The sequence below is a fragment of the Amycolatopsis sp. NBC_00438 genome (assembly GCF_036026695.1).
GTDB lineage: Bacteria > Actinomycetota > Actinomycetes > Mycobacteriales > Pseudonocardiaceae > Amycolatopsis.
Map to the genome: position 1 here is coordinate 104,930 of NZ_CP107923.1, position 15,274 is coordinate 120,203.

Genomic DNA, 15,274 nt, shown 5'->3' on the forward strand with positions numbered 1-15,274 from the left:
CGGGTCCGGCCGGATCGCGTGCGCGCGGTCCGGCCGGACCCACCCCTTCCCAGACATCTCGAGGAGCCTCGATGGAGCCGATGATCAACGTCATGCAGCCGGCGCTGGGCGAGCGCGAGCTCGCAGCGGTCCGCGAGGTGTTCGAGAGCAACTGGATCGGCCGCGGCGCCCGCACCCAGGAGTTCGAGTCGTCCTTCGCCCGCCACATCGGCGTCGACGCCGCCCACGTGACATCGACGAACTCCTGCACCGAAGCGACGTTCATCGCGATGGAACTGCTGGAAGTCGGCCCGGGCGACGAAGTGGTCCTGCCGACCGCGAGCTTCGTCGGCGCGGGCAACGCGATCGCCTCCCGCGGCGCGAAGCCGGTGTTCTGCGACGTCGACGAAGCAACGCTGAACCCGAGCGTTTCGCACGTCGAAGCCGTGCTGACCGAGCGCACGAAAGCCGTGCTGATCCTGCACTACGGCGGCTACCCGGGCGAGGTCGCGCAGATCGCCGAACTCTGCCGCGGCCGCGGCATTCACCTGATCGAGGACGCCGCCGTCGCCATCGCGTCCACAGTGGACGGACAGGCCTGCGGCACCTTCGGCGACATGGGCGTCTGGAGCTTCGACCACGGCAAGATCGTGGTCACGGTCGACGGGGGCATGCTGTGCGTCCGCGACCCGGAGCTGGCCGCCCGCGCCCCCAAGATCGCGTACCTGGGAATGGAGCAGCGCAGCGGTTACGACCAGGCGATGCGCGCCCAGACTCGCTGGTGGGACTTCGACGTCACGTCGTTCTCCCGCCGCTCCACGACGAACGACGTCCTCGCGGCCGTCGGCAACGTCCAGCTGAGCAGGCTCCCGGAGTTCATCGACCGCCGCCGCGAGGTCGCCGAGGCCTACGACGCGGGCCTGTCGTCGGTGTCCGGCCTGAGGGTCCCGCCGCCGTTGCCGGCCGGCCACACGTCGTCGTACTACATGTACTGGTTGCAGTTCGAGGGCGGCATCCGCGACGAGGTGGCCCGCGACCTGTACGAGCTGGGCGTCTACACGACGTTCCGGTACCCGCTGCTGCACCAGGTCCCGGCATACGGCTCGGACGCGGTCCTCCCGGGCGCCGAGGCGGCCGCGGACAAGACGCTGCTGCTGCCGATGCACCAGTCCCTGTCCGACGCGGACGTGGACCGGGTCATCTCGGCGGTCCAGGAATGCACGGGCCGCCGCACGGGCATCGCCCGCGCCGCCTGACCCGAGCGCACCCGGACGGCCGGCACGCCCGTGGTTCAGAACTCCCGGGCGCCTGTGCGGTCTGAGCTGCGTGCCGGGGTGCCCTCGCCGAGTGGTCGACGTGCGCCCGGACCGCTCGCGCCAGCTGACCCGGCCGGACCGGGCCTTCTGGCGCACCGACCCGGTCGCGCGTCAACCCCGCAGCCGGGGAGATGCCGCCGCCCGGGCCGCCCTGTCACCGTGGTCGGTACGGGTCCCGAACGTTTCCCTCCAGTGAGGATGATGGTCATGAAGGCAGCGGTAATCCCCGGGGTCAACCAGGAGTGGGAACTGCGGGAGGTCCCGACCCCCGAGCCCGGCCCGGCGGACGTGCTGATCCGGGTGCGCGCCTCCGGCATCTGCTCGAACGACGTCCTGGTGACCAAGGGAATGTTGCCGTTCCCGGCGTTCGACCCGGCCATCCCCGGCCACGAGCCGGTCGGCGAGGTCGTCGCGGTCGGCGACGCCGTCACCAGCCGTCAGGTCGGCGACGTCGTCGGCACCACCTGGATCCGCGGTACCTGCGGCAGCTGCGACTACTGCCGCCTCGGTCTGCCGCTGTCGGCTCGTGCCGCCTTTGCTTGCGCAGCGCCGGTTTCCACCGGGTTCACCGTCCAAGGTGGACAGGCCGAGTACATCGTCGTCGCCGCCGACCAGACCGTGGTCATCCCCGATCACCTCTCGCCGGAGCTGGCCGTTCCCGTGCTGTGCGCGGGTTACACCAGCTGGAGCGCGCTGCGCACGGCCGAGCCGAAGCCGGGGGAGCGCGTCGCGGTGGTCGGCATCGGCGGCCTGGGCCACTTGGCCGTCCAGTACGCCCGCGCGTGCGGCTTCGAGACCATCGCCGTGACGAGCTCGCCGGAGAAGCACGACCTGGCCCGCGAACTGGGGGCGAGCACGGTCGTGTCCAACGGCGAAGAGCTGCGCGCGGCCGGGGGCGCCGACGTCATCCTCGTCACCGGGACCTCGAACCGCGCGGCCGCGGACGCGATGACCGGCCTGAACGTCAACGGCCGCCTGGTGCTGGCCGGCATCGACGTCACGGAGCCGTTCACGCTGCCGCCGATGCTGCCGTTCTTCGGGCTGGGCCAGCGGATCCTCGGTGCCACCCACAACGGCACCGAGTACCTGCGCGAGGCCCTGGACCTGGTGGCGGCGGGCAAGGTCAAGCCGCTGGTCGAGACGTTCGCGGCGGAAGACATCGCCGAAGCCGTCCGCAAGGTCGGCAAGGGCGAGGTGCGGTTCCGCGCCGTCGTCACGTACTGACCCACCCGGCTGTTCCGACCGCGCCAGGGGGCTGTCGTGCGGATCCTGTTCACCACCGTGGCCCTGCCGGGCCACTTCTTCCCGTTGGTCCCGCTGGCGTGGGCCTGCCGCGCGGCGGGGCACGAGGTCCTGGTGCTCAGCGCCGAGGACTTCATGCCGACGGTCCTCGGCTCGGGCCTGCCGGCCGCGTCGTCGGGCCCGGCGGAGCGGTTCGCCGACCTCGTCGCCGACGACCGTCCGACCGCGGGCCTGGCCGAGCAGCGCACCGCCCACGGCCGGGTCTTCGGCCGGATGGCCGCTCGCAGCCTGCCGGGCACGTCGGTCGTCATGCGGGCGTGGCAGCCGGACGTCGTGGTGAGCGAGCGCGCCGAGTTCGCCGGCCCGCTCGCGGCGTGGAACCTGGGGATCCCGCAGGTGGAGCTGCACTGGGGGGTGGCGGCGCTGCGGGAGTACCGCACCGGTGCGGCGAAAGAGCTGTCGATCCAGCTGGCCGCGCGCGGCCTCGACGCGCTGCCGAGACCGGCGGCGGTGCTCAACCCGTGGCCCCCGTCCCTGCGCCTCCCGCACGCGGCGGCCCACACCGGCATCCGTCCGCTGGCCTACAACGGCGAAGCCCGGGTCCCGGACTGGGTGCTGCGCCGCCGTCGCCGGCCGCGGGTGTGCCTGACGCTGGGCACGGTCGTGCCGCGCACGGGCCGCAGCCAGGTCGCCGGCAGCGTGACGGACATCGTCGGCGCCCTGGTGGACCTGGGTGTGGAGATCGTGGTCGCGGTGGACGACCGCATCGCGGCGGGCTGGCCCCCGCTGCCCCCGGAGGTGCACCACGTGGGCCGCATGCCGCTGTCCCCGGTGTTCGCGACATGCGACGCGGCCATCCACCACGGCGGCCAGGGCACCACGTTGACGGCCATCGAGGCGGCCCTGCCGCAGCTGGTGCTCCCGGTCTTCGACGACCAGTTCGACAACGGAGCGGCGATCGCGGACGCCGGCGCGGGCATCCGGCTGCTCCCGGACGAGATCAACCCGGCGGCGATCGCCGAGCAGTGCGCGGAGATCCTGGAGCGCCCCGGGTACCGCCGCTCGGCCGGGACGCTGGCAGCGGAACTGGCAGCCCAGCCGACGCCCGTGGAGGTGGCGGAGAGCCTGGCCGCACTGGTCGCGGACGGTGCCGCCGAGGCCGCCTGACCTGGGGCATCACGCGTGTTCGGAGGGCATGCCACGTGCTCGGAGGAGCATCACGCGTGGTCAGGCGCAGATCTCGCGTGCTCGGGCGCGGATCTCGCCTGGTGATGGGGGCACGACGCGCGTAGTTGGGCGCGGGTTTCGTGTGATGGGGGTGCGTGAGTCGCGGGGTTAGGCGCGGATCTCGCGTGGTGGGGGCGCGACTCGCGGGGTGAGGGCAGATCTCGTGCGACGGGGAGCGTCACTCGTGCGATCGGGCGCGTCACTCGCGCGTCCGGACGTGTCGGGCCTGACTGGGTGCGCTTCTCGCGTGATCGGGTGCGGATCTCGCGAGATCGGTGCCGTCGTGCCCGGTCTCGTCGCTGGGGCACGCTGTGGACCGGGGGCCGGCTGCGCGCCGGGGCGCCTGGGGGCGCGTGTCGGTGTCGCGTGGCCGAGGCGGGTCAGAACCAGGCGGTCAGGCGGTCGAAGGCTTCGCGCTCCTGGCGGCTGAGTGACGGGTGAAGCCGCAGGTCCGGGTGCCACACGGGCGCGAGGTGCGCCGGCGCCGCGAACGGGCCGGGGCCCTTGAGCCCGTACAGCAGGTAGCCGGTGTGGCTGTAGCCCGCCGACCGCTCCACCGCGTTCAGCAGCTTCCTCACCATGGGATCTGGCACCGGAACGTCCTCCGCATTCGTCAGACCGGGGCGGAACGTGCCGCCTCGTTCTTCCATCATGCTGTTTCCGGCGGCGAAATACCACCTTCGTGTGGTCCGAACGGGTGCCCGCACCCCCGCCGCGGGGCTGTGAGCAGCACTTTCGTTCGTCGAGTTGGCCTCGTGGCCGCTTCAGGCGCCAAGACGGGCCGAAGAGAGCAAGACAGAAGATGCGCCGCGACCGCGAGTCAGGTAGGAGGGCACGCCGGCGACGGTCACCGTCCACAAGTGACAGTCAAGCGGCCTCCGAAGTGGACGGAGGTATGGCCGGCCCTGTCGACGGCGGAATGCGGTGCACCTGTTGGGCGGCCGACGTCTCCGATGTGGACGGGATCGTCGAAGTCGTCGATGGCGGGAAGGTGGCGTGCGCCGGGTCCGGGTGGTCCGGGGGACGTCGGACGGCGAGGTGGTGCAGCTTCCTCAGGTGCCGTTGCACCAGCCCGGCGCGGCGGGCCTCGTCGAAGACGGCGCGAGCGGCGCCGTTGGCCCGCCGGCGGTGGTGCCGCGGGTCGGATTCCGGATCCGTCACGGTGTTCGTCCTCCAGGAAAGTCGGATGGGGTCTCGGGCACAGAGACGCTGGACATTGCTCGGTGTGATCGTCCGGTCGCGGGGGAGAACGGCGGCCGAGATCGCCGTCCTGATAACAAGATTGTCTCGGGGCGGGGGTGTTGGGCCAGTTGGCCGCACGAACAGCGCGTCGCCCGGACGGGTGCTCCGCAAGAAGAACGCGGGCTGCCACCGTCCACAGTGGGGTATGCGGCCGCGGACGACACGTCCGGGTGTGAGGGGAATCTCTTGGTCCAGGCACGCCGTGCGCGACCCGCGCACGGCGTCTTCCCTGGTGGCGCCCCCGGCAGGACTCGAACCTGCGACCTAGAGATTAGAAGGCTCTTGCTCTATCCAGCTGAGCTACGAGGGCCCGCGCCGACGGCTGCTGCCGGTCGTGCCGGTGACCCGGCACGGGGCAGCTTAGTCGTCGTCATCCTCTCGATCGTTCGACACCGGCGAATCGTTTCAGGTCTCGATAGACGGAAATCCGGGATCCGGGGTGACGCCTCGACGTCGGCGTGAACGGGTGACCCGTGCGGGTGAAGTGGTGTGGACCTTTCACGGCCGTAATCGGGCCGATAGGGACGTTTCGGGGCGGCGAACCCTCCCGTCGGGTGTCGTGGTGGTGCGCCACGCCGCAGAGTGCGCCCGCGGGCCGCTGAGCCCAGGGCTGCGGAGGTGCAGCCGGGGCGCCTGCGGAGCGGGTGCCGCGGCCGTAGTCGCGCAGTGACGGCGCCTTGGCGCAGGCGGGCGCCCGGTCTCGTGACGCTGCGGTGTGCGCCGGCTGTGGGTCCTGCGTGTGAGCGCCCGGATGTGCGGGTATCGGCGTTGCTGCCGGTGCCCTGCGTGACACGTCTCGCCGGGCATTGGGGGCGTCGGGGGTGGGCCCGTGGGCGCGCCACGCCGCAGAGGCGCGCCCACGGGCTGGGGCCGCTTCGGGGGAGCGGCCCCGGTCGGGCCCGGCTGCCGCCGGTGCGAGCCGGCTCGCCCCCTGGGGAGCAGGCGGCCGGCCGGGCCCGGGTCAGGGGGTCACTCCCAGATCTTGATCGCGCGGACCACGAACGGGGCCTTCGGCACGAACGTGCCGCCACCCGGGTAGGTGATGAAATCTCCCTCGGTCGTGCATTCTTCGCTCTGGTAGACCGTGACGTCACGGCTCATCAGATTCACGAAAGAGGATCCGTCGAATCCTTCGGGTAGCGGAATGCAGTCTTCGGGATTCGCGGTCCGCAGGTCGAAGCGCTGGGCGTCGCCGCCGTAGTCGTCCGCCGACCACAGGCAGAATTCGCCCTTCTTGCAGACCGGATCGGCCTGCGCGGTGGCGGCTTGGGCGGCTCCGGCGCTGGTCAGCAGGCCCAGCATGGCCAGGACGAGCAGGTGCGGCAGGCGGGCGCGGATACGGCGTGCGGACATGGTGGTTTCCCCTTCGGAAGTCGCGGCTTGCGGGCCGCGGTGAATGTGTGATTCCAGATTGGCGGGTGGCCGGGGAGTTGTCAGCCCGCAATTTCGATTCTGTGGACAACTGCGCGGCGCGGGAATGGTTGTCCACAGATCCGCGAACGGCCTTGCCCGCGAAACGCGGCGATGCTAGGCGCGGGCGGTGCTGGCGCGCACGACCAGTTCCACCGGCACCTCGCCGGGAACGGCCGGAGGAGTGCCGGCCAGGAGGTTCAGCACCAGCTCGCCGGCGATCCGGCCCTTGGCCGCGAGGTCCTGCCGGACCGTGGTCAGCGGCGGCTCCGACCAGCGGGCGACCGAGGTGTCGTCGAAGCCGACCACCGACAGGTCCTCCGGCACGCGGATCCCCAGCTGCCGCGCCACGGCGATCGCGGCCAGCGCGAGCTGGTCGGACATGCACAGCAGCGCGGTCGGCCGCGGGGTGCGCCCGAGCAGCGCGAACGCGCCGGCCATGGCGCTCTCCGCGCTCAGGCCGGCCGCTTCTCGGATGACCACGTCGAACGCGCCGGCAGGGGCACTCGGGGTTGCGTCGATGACCGCGTCAAACGGGCCGGCAGCGGCGCCGAGGCTTGCACGGATGACCGCGCCGGACGTGGCGCCCAGGCCAGGTGCTTCGTCGACGACCATGGCGGACGCACCGGTCGCGGTGCCCGAGTCGGTTGTTGCGTCGGACGTACTGGCTGCGGTGCTCAGGTGGGCTGCTGTGTTGGTCGTGCTGGTTGCGGTGCTCAGGTCGGTTGCTGTGTTGGTCGTGCTGGTTGCGGTGCTCAGGTCGGTTGCTGTGTTGGTCGTGCTGGTTGCGGTGCTCAGGTCGGTTGCTGTGTTGGTCGTGCTGGTTGCGGTGCTCAGGTGGGCTGCTGCGTCGGTCGTGCTGGTTGCGGTGCTCAGGTCGGTTGTTGCGTCGGCCGTGCCGGCTGCGGTGCTCAAGTCGGGTGCTGCGTCGGCCGTGCCGGGTTCGGTGCTCAAGCCGGCCGGTTCCCGGATGACCGCGCCGGAGACGCCGTTCGTGGCCTCGGGACCAGGTGGCTCGGCGAGGCCGAGCACCTCCAGGTACCCCGCCAGCCGTTCGCGGGTGTCACGAAACGCCGCGGCCGCCGCCGAGGCGGGCGTCAGAAGGCCTCCGCCAGGCGTCACCCGGCTGGCCGCGGCGAAGATCCCGAACCGCCGGTGCCCCAGCTCGACCAGGTGCCGCGCGGCCAAGGCCGCGCCGAGCCGGTCCTGGCAGCCGATCCGGGCCGTGCCCGGCAGCAGTGGCTGGTCGATCACCACCAGCGGCAAGCCCCGCTCACGCACCGCCTCCAGCGCCGGTGTGCCGTCGGCCAGGGAATACGCCACCGCGATGTCCGCCTGCGCGGCCAGGACGCGCTCGGCCGGCGGGCCGCCGCGGGGGTCGCCGCCCGGCAGGAGCAGCAGGGCGTGGCCGCCCGGTTCGACGACCCGGGCCAGCGCGTCCAGGGTCACCGAGAGGGCCGGGTCGGAGAACGCCGTCGACAGGGACGTGTCCAGCAGGACCGCGATCGCGCCGGTGCGGCTGGTCGCGAGGCTTCGCGCGGTCGGGTTCGGGCCCGGGTAACCGAGCTCCTTCGCCGCCCGCAGCACCTGCTCCCGCAGCGGCGCGGACAGCTGGTCGGGCCGGTTGTAGGCGTTCGACACCGTGGCTCGCGAGACCCCGACGGCGTCCGCGACGTCGTCCAGTGTCGGACGGCGGCGCCCGGTCCTCGTCATCGGCGCAGTCTAGCCACGATCCGATGGACTTTCTGAAGCGCTTCAGTCACGCTGGGAACCGGGAAAGGGGGACCGATGCGGGATCGGGTCGCGGTGTTCACCGTGTTCGCGCTCAACGGGCTGGCCCTGGGCTCCTGGGCCTCGCGCACGCCCGCGCTGGCCGCGCAGGTGCACGCCTCACCAGGGGTTTTCGGTCTGGCCCTGCTCGGCGCCAGCGTCGGCATGCTCGCCGCCGCGTCGGTCGCCGGCCGGCTCATCGAACGGGCCGGCGCCCGGGCGGTCGTCGCCGGGAGCACCACGCTCGCCGCCGGCTCCCTCGTGCTCATCGGGTTCGCGCCGGACGTGCCCCTGCTGGCCGGCGCGCTGCTCGTGATCGGGGTGAGTGTCGGGCTGCTCGACGTCGCGATGAACGTCGCCGCGGTGGCCGTCGAACGCCGGGCCGGCAAGCCGATCATGCCGGTGTTCCACGCCGGGTTCAGCTTCGGCGCGCTCGCCGGATCGCTGGCCGCGGGCCTCGCCGCCGGCCACGGCTGGTCGCCGGGGCGCCACCTGACCGTCGCCGCGATCGTGGCCGTCCTGGTGCTGCTGGTCGTGGTCCGTGCGGTCCCCGGCAGCCGTCCCGAGCACGCGGACGAAGCAGTGCCGAGCCGGGCGCCGATCCGCCGTCCGGTGCTGTGGCTGCTCGCCGCGGTCGCGCTGTGCTCGGCCATCGCCGAGGGTGCGTCGTCGGACTGGTCCGCCTTGCTGATGACGGCCGAACGCGGGGTCGGCCAGGGCGCCGCGGCGCTGGCGTTCGCCGGGTTCCAGCTGGTCATGGCGCTGTCCCGGCTCGCGGGATCGTGGGCGCAACGCCGGTTCGGCCCGACGCGCTGCCTCGTCGCGGGGTCCTCGCTCGCCGCGCTCGGGCTGATCGCGACGGCCACCGTGCCCGTCGCGGCGGCCGGTTACCTCGGGTTCGCGCTCGCCGGGGCCGGGCTCGCGGCGTCGTTCCCGCTCGCCCTGAGCCTCGCCGGTGACGCCGGGAAGCGCGCTGACGGCACCGGCGGCGAGCGCGAAATCGGCTTCGTCACGGCCATCGCCTACACCGGTTTCCTCGGCGGCCCGCCGATCATCGGCGGCATCGCGCAGGTGAGCGACTACAGCGTGGCCTTCGTGTTCGTCGCGCTCGTGGCGGCCCTGATCCTGCCCGCCGCGCTGGCCGCCCGCCGGTCGCGACGGCGCGAGGACGCTGCCGCGATGGTCGGCCGCTAGCCGTTCCCGATGCGAAATCCGTGCCGCCAACCGGGTTTACGCCACGCCCCGGGCGTTGACAGGCTCGCGGTGCGAGAGGCAAGCTGAGCCTCGTCGGTAAACTGAAATGAATACGGCGACGTTTCCATTTCAGGTCGGCTGATCGAGGTAGGGGCCTCGGTCGCGGGAGGGACGTCGTGAGGGTTGTACTGCTCGGCGGCGCGGGGGCGCTCGCCGGCGGGAGCGGGCGCTTCGGGCCCGGGCTTTCGCTGGTCCAGGGCGCCGTGCCGCGGCTCGTGCTGGTCCCGGTCGTGTTCCGGCTGGCGTTGTTCCTGCAGGCGGTGTGGTCGGCCGACTCCGTCACCACGCCCGTGCTCTGGTTCGGCCTGGCCGTCTACCTGGTGCCGAACCTCCTCGAGATCGCCTGGGTCTTCCGCCGCAGCACCGGCATCAGGCCGGTGCTGGCCGCCGACACCACGTACACGGTCGTCACGAGCCTGGCCGCGGCTTTGTTCGCGGCGCACCCGTCCTTCGCCGACCTCCTGGCGCTGACCTGGCCCAACATCATGGGCACGGTGATGATCTGGACGCTCCTGCGCGGCGCGCTCGCCGGGGGCGCCGCGATCGCCGCGGCGGTCGTCCTGCGGTACGTGATGGCCGCGCTGTCCGGCACGGCCGCGCCCGCGACCTGGATCCTGCTCGCGCTGGTCGCCGCGGCGGCGACGTCGCTGGCCATCGTGGTGCTGGTCGCCGGCTCGATGCGGTTCGCGCTGGGGCTGGGCGAGCAGCGCGGCCGGGCCGCCGAACGCGAACGGCACCGCCGCGACGTCCACGACACCGTGCTGCAGGTGATGGAGGCCCTCGCGCTGCCTTCACCCGGCGACCTGCGCGACCCGGGCGCCAGCCTCGACCAGGTCCGCCGCACCGCCCGCGCGCACGCCCTGCGCCTGCGGCTGAGCCTCGAAGGTGACGCCCCGGCCGAGCCGGGCGGCCTGGAACACCGGCTCGGCGCGCTGGCGGTCGAGATGACGGCCGAGGGCCTGCGGGTCGACCTGGTGGTGCTCGCGAAGGTCACCGAAGTCCCCGAAAGCCTGGTGAACGCGCTGCACGACGCCGCGCGCGAAGCCCTGCGGAACACGCTGAAGCACGCGAAGACGCCTAGGGCCGTGGTGTGCCTCGAAGAGACCGAAGGCGTTGTCACGGTGTCGGTGCGCGACCACGGGACGGGGTTCGACGTCGGTGCCCGCCGCGCCGGGTTCGGCATCGAGAACTCGATCCACGCGCGGCTCGCGGAGATCGGCGGTACCGCCCGCATCGACTCCGCACCCGGCCAGGGCACCCGCGTCGTGCTCAGCGCGCCGCTAGAGCTGCGTTTCCCCGTCGGGTGAGTCGCGCCACTGGGCGAACGGCCGGTCCAGTGTCCACTTCCCGTCGTGTTCCTCGAGTACGCGGTGTTCGCAGGTCCCGGGGTTGGACAGCGATTCGAAGAGTTCGACGCTCCAGCCGAACAACCGGCGGCACAGCAGCCGCAGCGTGAGGCCGTGCGAGACGATCAGCACCGTCTCGGGGTGACGTTCGTCGCGCCGGTGCAGGTCCGAGAGGAAGCCTGCGACGCGGTCGTCGACGTCGGCGCCGGACTCGCCGAAGGGCAGCCGGTAGAAGAAGTGCCCGAACTCGTTGCGCCGCGCCTTCTGGACCTCCTGATCGGCCGGGTCCTGCAGGTTGCCCCAGTCCTGCTCGCGCAGCCGCGGCTCCTGCAGCAGCCGTTCGCACGAAGCCCGGATGTCCAGCAGCCGCAACGTCTCCCGCGTACGCAGGTAGGGGCTGACGTACACCGCGGGACGCGCGCCGTCGAGCAGCCGGACGATCTCCGGCGCCACCACGGCGGCCTGCTTCCGGCCCGCGTCGGTCAGCGGCAGGGCGTGGTCCGGGATCCGCGTGTAGGCGAGCTCGTCGACGTTGCCGAGGGACTCGGCGTGCCGCAGCAGGATCATCTTCACGCACTCCATCCTGCCCGTCACGCGGGCGTTACCGCGGCTGGGCATACCCTCTGGGACGTGTCCAGCGAGCCCGTGACGAAATCCGGCGCGCCCACCCGGCGCCGGGCCAGTGTGCTGCCCCTGCTCGCGGTCGGCGTGCTGCTGGCCGCCGTCGTCGCGGTCGGGCTGATCGCGCTCACCGGGGGCGCCGGGTACGTCATCGCGGGCCTGCCGGATCCCGGGCTGGTCACCAAGTACGGCATCACCGTCATGCGCGTGCTGTCGGAGGCCGCGTCGGTGATCTGCGTCGGTTCGCTGCTGCTGGCGGCGTTCCTGGTGCCGCCGCAGAAGTCCGGCACGCTCGGCCCGGAGGGCTACGGCGCACTGCGCGCCGCCGGGATCGCCGCATGGGTGTGGTTCGCCGCGGCGCTGCTCTCGGTCGCGTTCACCGCCGCCGACACCGCCGGGAAGCCGTTCGGCGACGTGCTGGACCCGCAGACGCTGCTCGACCTCGTCGGCGCGATCGAGCAGCCCAAGGCGTGGCTGTGGACGGCGCTGATCGCCGTGCTGGTCGCGCTCGGCTGCCGGCTCGCGCTGTCCTGGGGCTGGACGGCGGTGCTGTTCTTCCTGGCCGTCGGCGGCCTGGTCCCGGTCGCCGTCACCGGCCACTCGGCCAGCGGCGGCTCGCACGACGTCGCCACCAACAGCCTGCTGTACCACCTGATCGCCGCGTCCCTGTGGGTCGGCGGGCTGATCGCGCTGCTGGCGCTGGGCTACCGGCGCGGGGCGCACCTGAGCCTGGCCGCGCGGCGGTTCTCCCGGCTGGCGCTGGTCTGCTGGATCGTGATGGCCGTCTCCGGCGTGATCAACGCGCTCGTCCGGATCGGCCTGAACGACCTCTTCACCACCGACTACGGCCTCCTGGTCGTCGCCAAGACGGTCGCCCTGCTGCTGCTCGGCGTCTTCGGCCACCAGCAACGCCGCAAGGGCGTCGCGGACCTCGTCGACGGCAGGGGCGGCGGGCAGCTGATGCGCCTGGCCGCGGTCGAGATCCTGATCATGTTCGTCACGATCGGCATCGCCAGCGGGCTCGCCCGGACCCCGCCGCCGGCCGACGCGGTCACCCAGCCGTCCACGACCGAGCTGCTGATCGGCTACAACCTCGACGGCGAGCCGACGTTGTGGCGGCTGCTCTTCGACACCCGCTTCGACCTGGTCTACGGCACCGCGGCCCTCGTCTTCGGCGTGCTGTACCTGGCCGGTGTCCGGCGGCTGCTGCGCCGCGGCGACACCTGGCCGGTCGGCCGCACGGTGGCCTGGATCGCCGGTTGCGTGGTGCTGCTGATCGCGACGTCGTCGGGCATCGGCCGCTACTCGCCCGCGATGTTCAGCGTCCATATGGGCAGCCACATGCTGCTCTCGATGGTGACGCCGGTGCTGTTCGTGCTCGGCGGCCCGGTGACGCTCGCGCTGCGCGCGCTGCCCGCCGCGGGCAAGGACGACCCGCCGGGGCCGCGCGAGTGGCTCGTCGCCTTCGTGCACTCCCCGGTGTCGCGGTTCCTAACCCACCCGGTGGTCGCGCTGCTGCTGTTCGTCGGCTCGTTCTACGCGCTGTACTTCTCGGGGCTGTTCGACAACGCGCTGAGCTACCACTGGGCGCACCTGGTGATGAACGCGCACTTCCTGCTCGCCGGCTACGTCTTCTACTGGCCGGTGATCGGCGTCGACCCGGCGCCGCGGCGGCTCCCGTACCTCGCGCGGCTCGGGATGATGTTCGCCGCGATGCCGTTCCACGCCTTCTTCGGCGTGATCCTGATGAGCAAGCAGACCGTGATCGGGCAGGCGTTCTACAGCCAGCTGCACCTGCCGTGGGTCGGCGACCTGCTGACCGACCAGCGGCTCGGCGGCGGCATCGCGTGGGCCGCCGGCGAGGTCCCGGTGCTGCTGGTGCTGATCGCGCTGCTGGTGCAGTGGGCGCGTCAGGACGAGCGCGAGGCGAAGCGGCGCGACCGGCGCGAAGAGGTGACCGGCGACGAGGAACTGAACGCCTACAACGCGATGCTGAAGAACATGGCCGACGGGAAGCGCGCCGAATAGTCTCGACTTCCGGTTGAGCTTGAGACCGGGCGCGAACCCCGCCCGGCTCCCGGCGAATCGGCCGTTCCGGTGATCCGCGGCTGACTTTCGGTAGCCCGACGGTGACCGGCGTCAGGTCGCGATCAGGTGCGCTCTACGATCGTGCGTATGGCCGAGTTCATCTACACCATGAAGAAGGTGCGCAAGACCGTCGGGGACAAGGTCATCCTCGACGACGTCAGCACCGCGTTCTACCCCGGCGCCAAGATCGGCGTGGTCGGGCCGAACGGTGCCGGCAAGTCCACCGTTCTCAAGATCATGGCGGGGATCGAGCAGGCCAGCAACGGCGAAGCCTTCATCCAGCCCGGCGCCTCCGTCGGCATCCTCATGCAGGAGCCGGAGCTCAACGAGGAGAAGACGGTCCGGGGGAACGTCGAGGAGGGCCTCGGCGAGATCAAGGTCAAGCTCGACCGCTACAACGAGGTCCTCACGCTGATGGAGACCGAGTACAGCGAAGAGCTGATGGAGGAGATGGGGCAGCTCCAGGAGGAGCTGGACCACGCCGACGCCTGGGAGCTCGACTCGACCGTCGAGCAGGCCATGGACGCGCTGCGCTGCCCGCCGCCCGAGGAGGGTGTCACGCACCTGTCCGGTGGTGAGCGCCGCCGCGTCGCGCTGTGCAAGCTGCTGCTGTCGGCGCCGGACCTGCTGCTGCTCGACGAGCCCACCAACCACCTGGACGCCGAGAGTGTCCTGTGGCTGGAGCAGTTCCTCTCCCGCTACGCCGGCGCCGTCCTCGCCGTCACCCACGACCGGTACTTCCTGGACAACGTGGCCGAGTGGATCATGGAGATCGACCGCGGCCGCGTCGTCGGGTACGAGGGCAACTACTCGACGTACCTGGAGAAGAAGCAGGAACGTCTCGCGGTCCAGGGCAAGAAGGACATGAAGCTCGCGAAGCGCCTGAAGACCGAGCTGGAGTGGGTCCGGTCGAACGCCAAGGCGCGCCAGACCAAATCCCGGTCGCGGCTCGACCGCTACGAGGAGATGGCGGCGGAGGCGGACAAGCACCGCAAGCTCGACTTCGAAGAGATCCAGATCCCGCCGGGCCCGCGCCTGGGCAGCGTCGTGGTCGAGGTCGACAAGCTCAAGAAGGGCTTCGACGAGCGCGTCCTCATCGACGGCCTGTCGTTCGACCTGCCGCGCAACGGCATCGTCGGCGTGATCGGCCCGAACGGCGTCGGCAAGACCACGCTCTTCAAGACGATCGTCGGGCTCGAGAAGCCGGACGACGGCATCGTCAAGATCGGCGAGACGGTCAAACTGTCCTATGTGGACCAGAACCGCGGCGGGATCGACCCGAAGAAGACCGTCTGGCAGGTCGTCTCCGACGAGCTGGACTACATCCACGTCGGCCAGACCGAAATGCCGTCGCGGGCGTACGTCTCGGCGTTCGGCTTCAAGGGCCCGGACCAGCAGAAGCCGGCGGGGGTGCTCTCCGGTGGTGAGCGCAACCGGCTCAACCTGGCGCTGACGCTCAAGCAGGGCGGGAACCTGATCCTGCTCGACGAGCCGACGAACGACCTGGACGTCGAGACCCTGGGCTCGCTGGAGAACGCGCTGGAGCAGTTCCCCGGCTGCGCCGTCGTGATCTCGCACGACCGGTGGTTCCTCGACCGGGTCGCGACGCACATCCTGGCCTGGGAAGGCACTGACGAGAACCCCGCGCAGTGGTTCTGGTTCGAGGGCAACTTCGAAGGGTACGAGAAGAACAAGGTTGAGCGGATGGGCGCCGAGGCGGCCCGCCCGCACCGTGTCACCCACCGCAAGCTGACCCGCGACTGAGGGGGCGGGTTTCCC

Annotated in this window: 11 protein-coding genes, 1 tRNA gene and 2 pseudogenes; 7 read left to right on the forward strand and 7 right to left on the reverse strand. The window is 71.7% G+C overall.

The window, feature by feature from the left end:
• Nucleotides 1-71: 71 nt before the first annotated feature.
• From OG494_RS00445 to OG494_RS00455, 3 genes are all read left to right on the forward strand, one after another.
• Nucleotides 72-1,235, forward strand: coding sequence for a DegT/DnrJ/EryC1/StrS aminotransferase family protein (locus OG494_RS00445; RefSeq protein ID WP_328450779.1), 1,164 nt, complete (start codon nucleotides 72-74; stop codon nucleotides 1,233-1,235).
• 267 nt (nucleotides 1,236-1,502) lie between these two features.
• Nucleotides 1,503-2,519 carry an alcohol dehydrogenase catalytic domain-containing protein gene (locus OG494_RS00450; RefSeq protein WP_328450781.1) on the forward strand — a complete coding sequence of 339 codons (1,017 nt, stop codon included), beginning with the start codon at nucleotides 1,503-1,505 and terminating at the stop codon, nucleotides 2,517-2,519.
• Between the two features lie 36 nt (nucleotides 2,520-2,555).
• Complete coding sequence (locus tag OG494_RS00455; protein WP_328450783.1) at nucleotides 2,556-3,704, forward strand: nucleotide disphospho-sugar-binding domain-containing protein; 1,149 nt, start codon at nucleotides 2,556-2,558, stop codon at nucleotides 3,702-3,704.
• Between the two features lie 440 nt (nucleotides 3,705-4,144).
• On the opposite strand, the gene OG494_RS00460 is transcribed toward OG494_RS00455, so the two are convergent.
• From OG494_RS00460 to OG494_RS00485, 6 genes and pseudogenes are all read right to left on the reverse strand, one after another.
• The gene (locus OG494_RS00460; protein ID WP_328450785.1) at nucleotides 4,145-4,357 is read right to left on the reverse strand and encodes a hypothetical protein; all 213 of its coding nucleotides are present in this window, start codon (nucleotides 4,355-4,357) and stop codon (nucleotides 4,145-4,147) included.
• A gap of 274 nt (nucleotides 4,358-4,631) precedes the next feature.
• Nucleotides 4,632-4,925 (reverse strand): hypothetical protein, encoded by a 294-nt coding sequence (locus tag OG494_RS00465; protein ID WP_328450787.1) that lies wholly within the window; start codon nucleotides 4,923-4,925, stop codon nucleotides 4,632-4,634.
• Nucleotides 4,926-5,239: 314 nt separating this feature from the next.
• A tRNA-Arg gene (locus OG494_RS00470) sits at nucleotides 5,240-5,316 on the reverse strand.
• A 659-nt stretch (nucleotides 5,317-5,975) separates the two neighbouring features.
• Entirely contained in the window at nucleotides 5,976-6,359 is a 384-nt protein-coding gene (locus tag OG494_RS00475) for a peptidase inhibitor family I36 protein (RefSeq protein WP_328450789.1), read from the reverse strand.
• Between the two features lie 174 nt (nucleotides 6,360-6,533).
• Nucleotides 6,534-6,902, reverse strand: a pseudogene (locus tag OG494_RS00480) (substrate-binding domain-containing protein); the annotation flags it as partial.
• A gap of 456 nt (nucleotides 6,903-7,358) precedes the next feature.
• Nucleotides 7,359-8,129: pseudogene (locus OG494_RS00485) on the reverse strand (LacI family DNA-binding transcriptional regulator); the annotation flags it as partial.
• Between the two features lie 75 nt (nucleotides 8,130-8,204).
• Between OG494_RS00485 and OG494_RS00490 the strand changes: the two are divergent.
• Together OG494_RS00490 and OG494_RS00495 are read left to right on the forward strand one after the other, a co-directional pair.
• Nucleotides 8,205-9,380: an MFS transporter gene (locus tag OG494_RS00490; protein ID WP_328450791.1), complete on the forward strand. Its 1,176-nt coding sequence runs from the start codon at nucleotides 8,205-8,207 to the stop codon at nucleotides 9,378-9,380.
• Between the two features lie 176 nt (nucleotides 9,381-9,556).
• Nucleotides 9,557-10,747: a sensor histidine kinase gene (locus OG494_RS00495; protein ID WP_328450793.1), complete on the forward strand. Its 1,191-nt coding sequence runs from the start codon at nucleotides 9,557-9,559 to the stop codon at nucleotides 10,745-10,747.
• Here the strand turns inward: OG494_RS00495 and OG494_RS00500 are convergent.
• Nucleotides 10,721-11,359 carry a phosphoglycerate mutase family protein gene (locus OG494_RS00500; RefSeq protein WP_328450795.1) on the reverse strand — a complete coding sequence of 213 codons (639 nt, stop codon included), beginning with the start codon at nucleotides 11,357-11,359 and terminating at the stop codon, nucleotides 10,721-10,723. The genes OG494_RS00495 and OG494_RS00500 overlap by 27 nt on opposite strands.
• Before the next feature lie 57 nt (nucleotides 11,360-11,416).
• On the opposite strand from OG494_RS00500, the gene OG494_RS00505 reads away from it, so the two are divergent.
• Nucleotides 11,417-13,435, forward strand: coding sequence for a cytochrome c oxidase assembly protein (locus tag OG494_RS00505; protein WP_328450797.1), 2,019 nt, complete (start codon nucleotides 11,417-11,419; stop codon nucleotides 13,433-13,435).
• A gap of 147 nt (nucleotides 13,436-13,582) precedes the next feature.
• Nucleotides 13,583-15,259: an energy-dependent translational throttle protein EttA gene (gene ettA / locus OG494_RS00510; RefSeq protein WP_328450799.1), complete on the forward strand. Its 1,677-nt coding sequence runs from the start codon at nucleotides 13,583-13,585 to the stop codon at nucleotides 15,257-15,259.
• The last annotated feature ends 15 nt before the right edge of the window (nucleotides 15,260-15,274 follow it).

Coding starts and splice junctions, on each gene's coding strand:
- OG494_RS00445 (WP_328450779.1), top strand. CDS start 72: ATGGAGCCGATGATCAACGTCATGCAGCCGGCGCTGGGCGAGCGCGAG.
- OG494_RS00450 (WP_328450781.1), top strand. CDS start 1,503: ATGAAGGCAGCGGTAATCCCCGGGGTCAACCAGGAGTGGGAACTGCGG.
- OG494_RS00475 (WP_328450789.1), bottom strand. CDS start 6,359: ATGTCCGCACGCCGTATCCGCGCCCGCCTGCCGCACCTGCTCGTCCTG.
- OG494_RS00490 (WP_328450791.1), top strand. CDS start 8,205: ATGCGGGATCGGGTCGCGGTGTTCACCGTGTTCGCGCTCAACGGGCTG.
- ettA (WP_328450799.1), top strand. CDS start 13,583: ATGGCCGAGTTCATCTACACCATGAAGAAGGTGCGCAAGACCGTCGGG.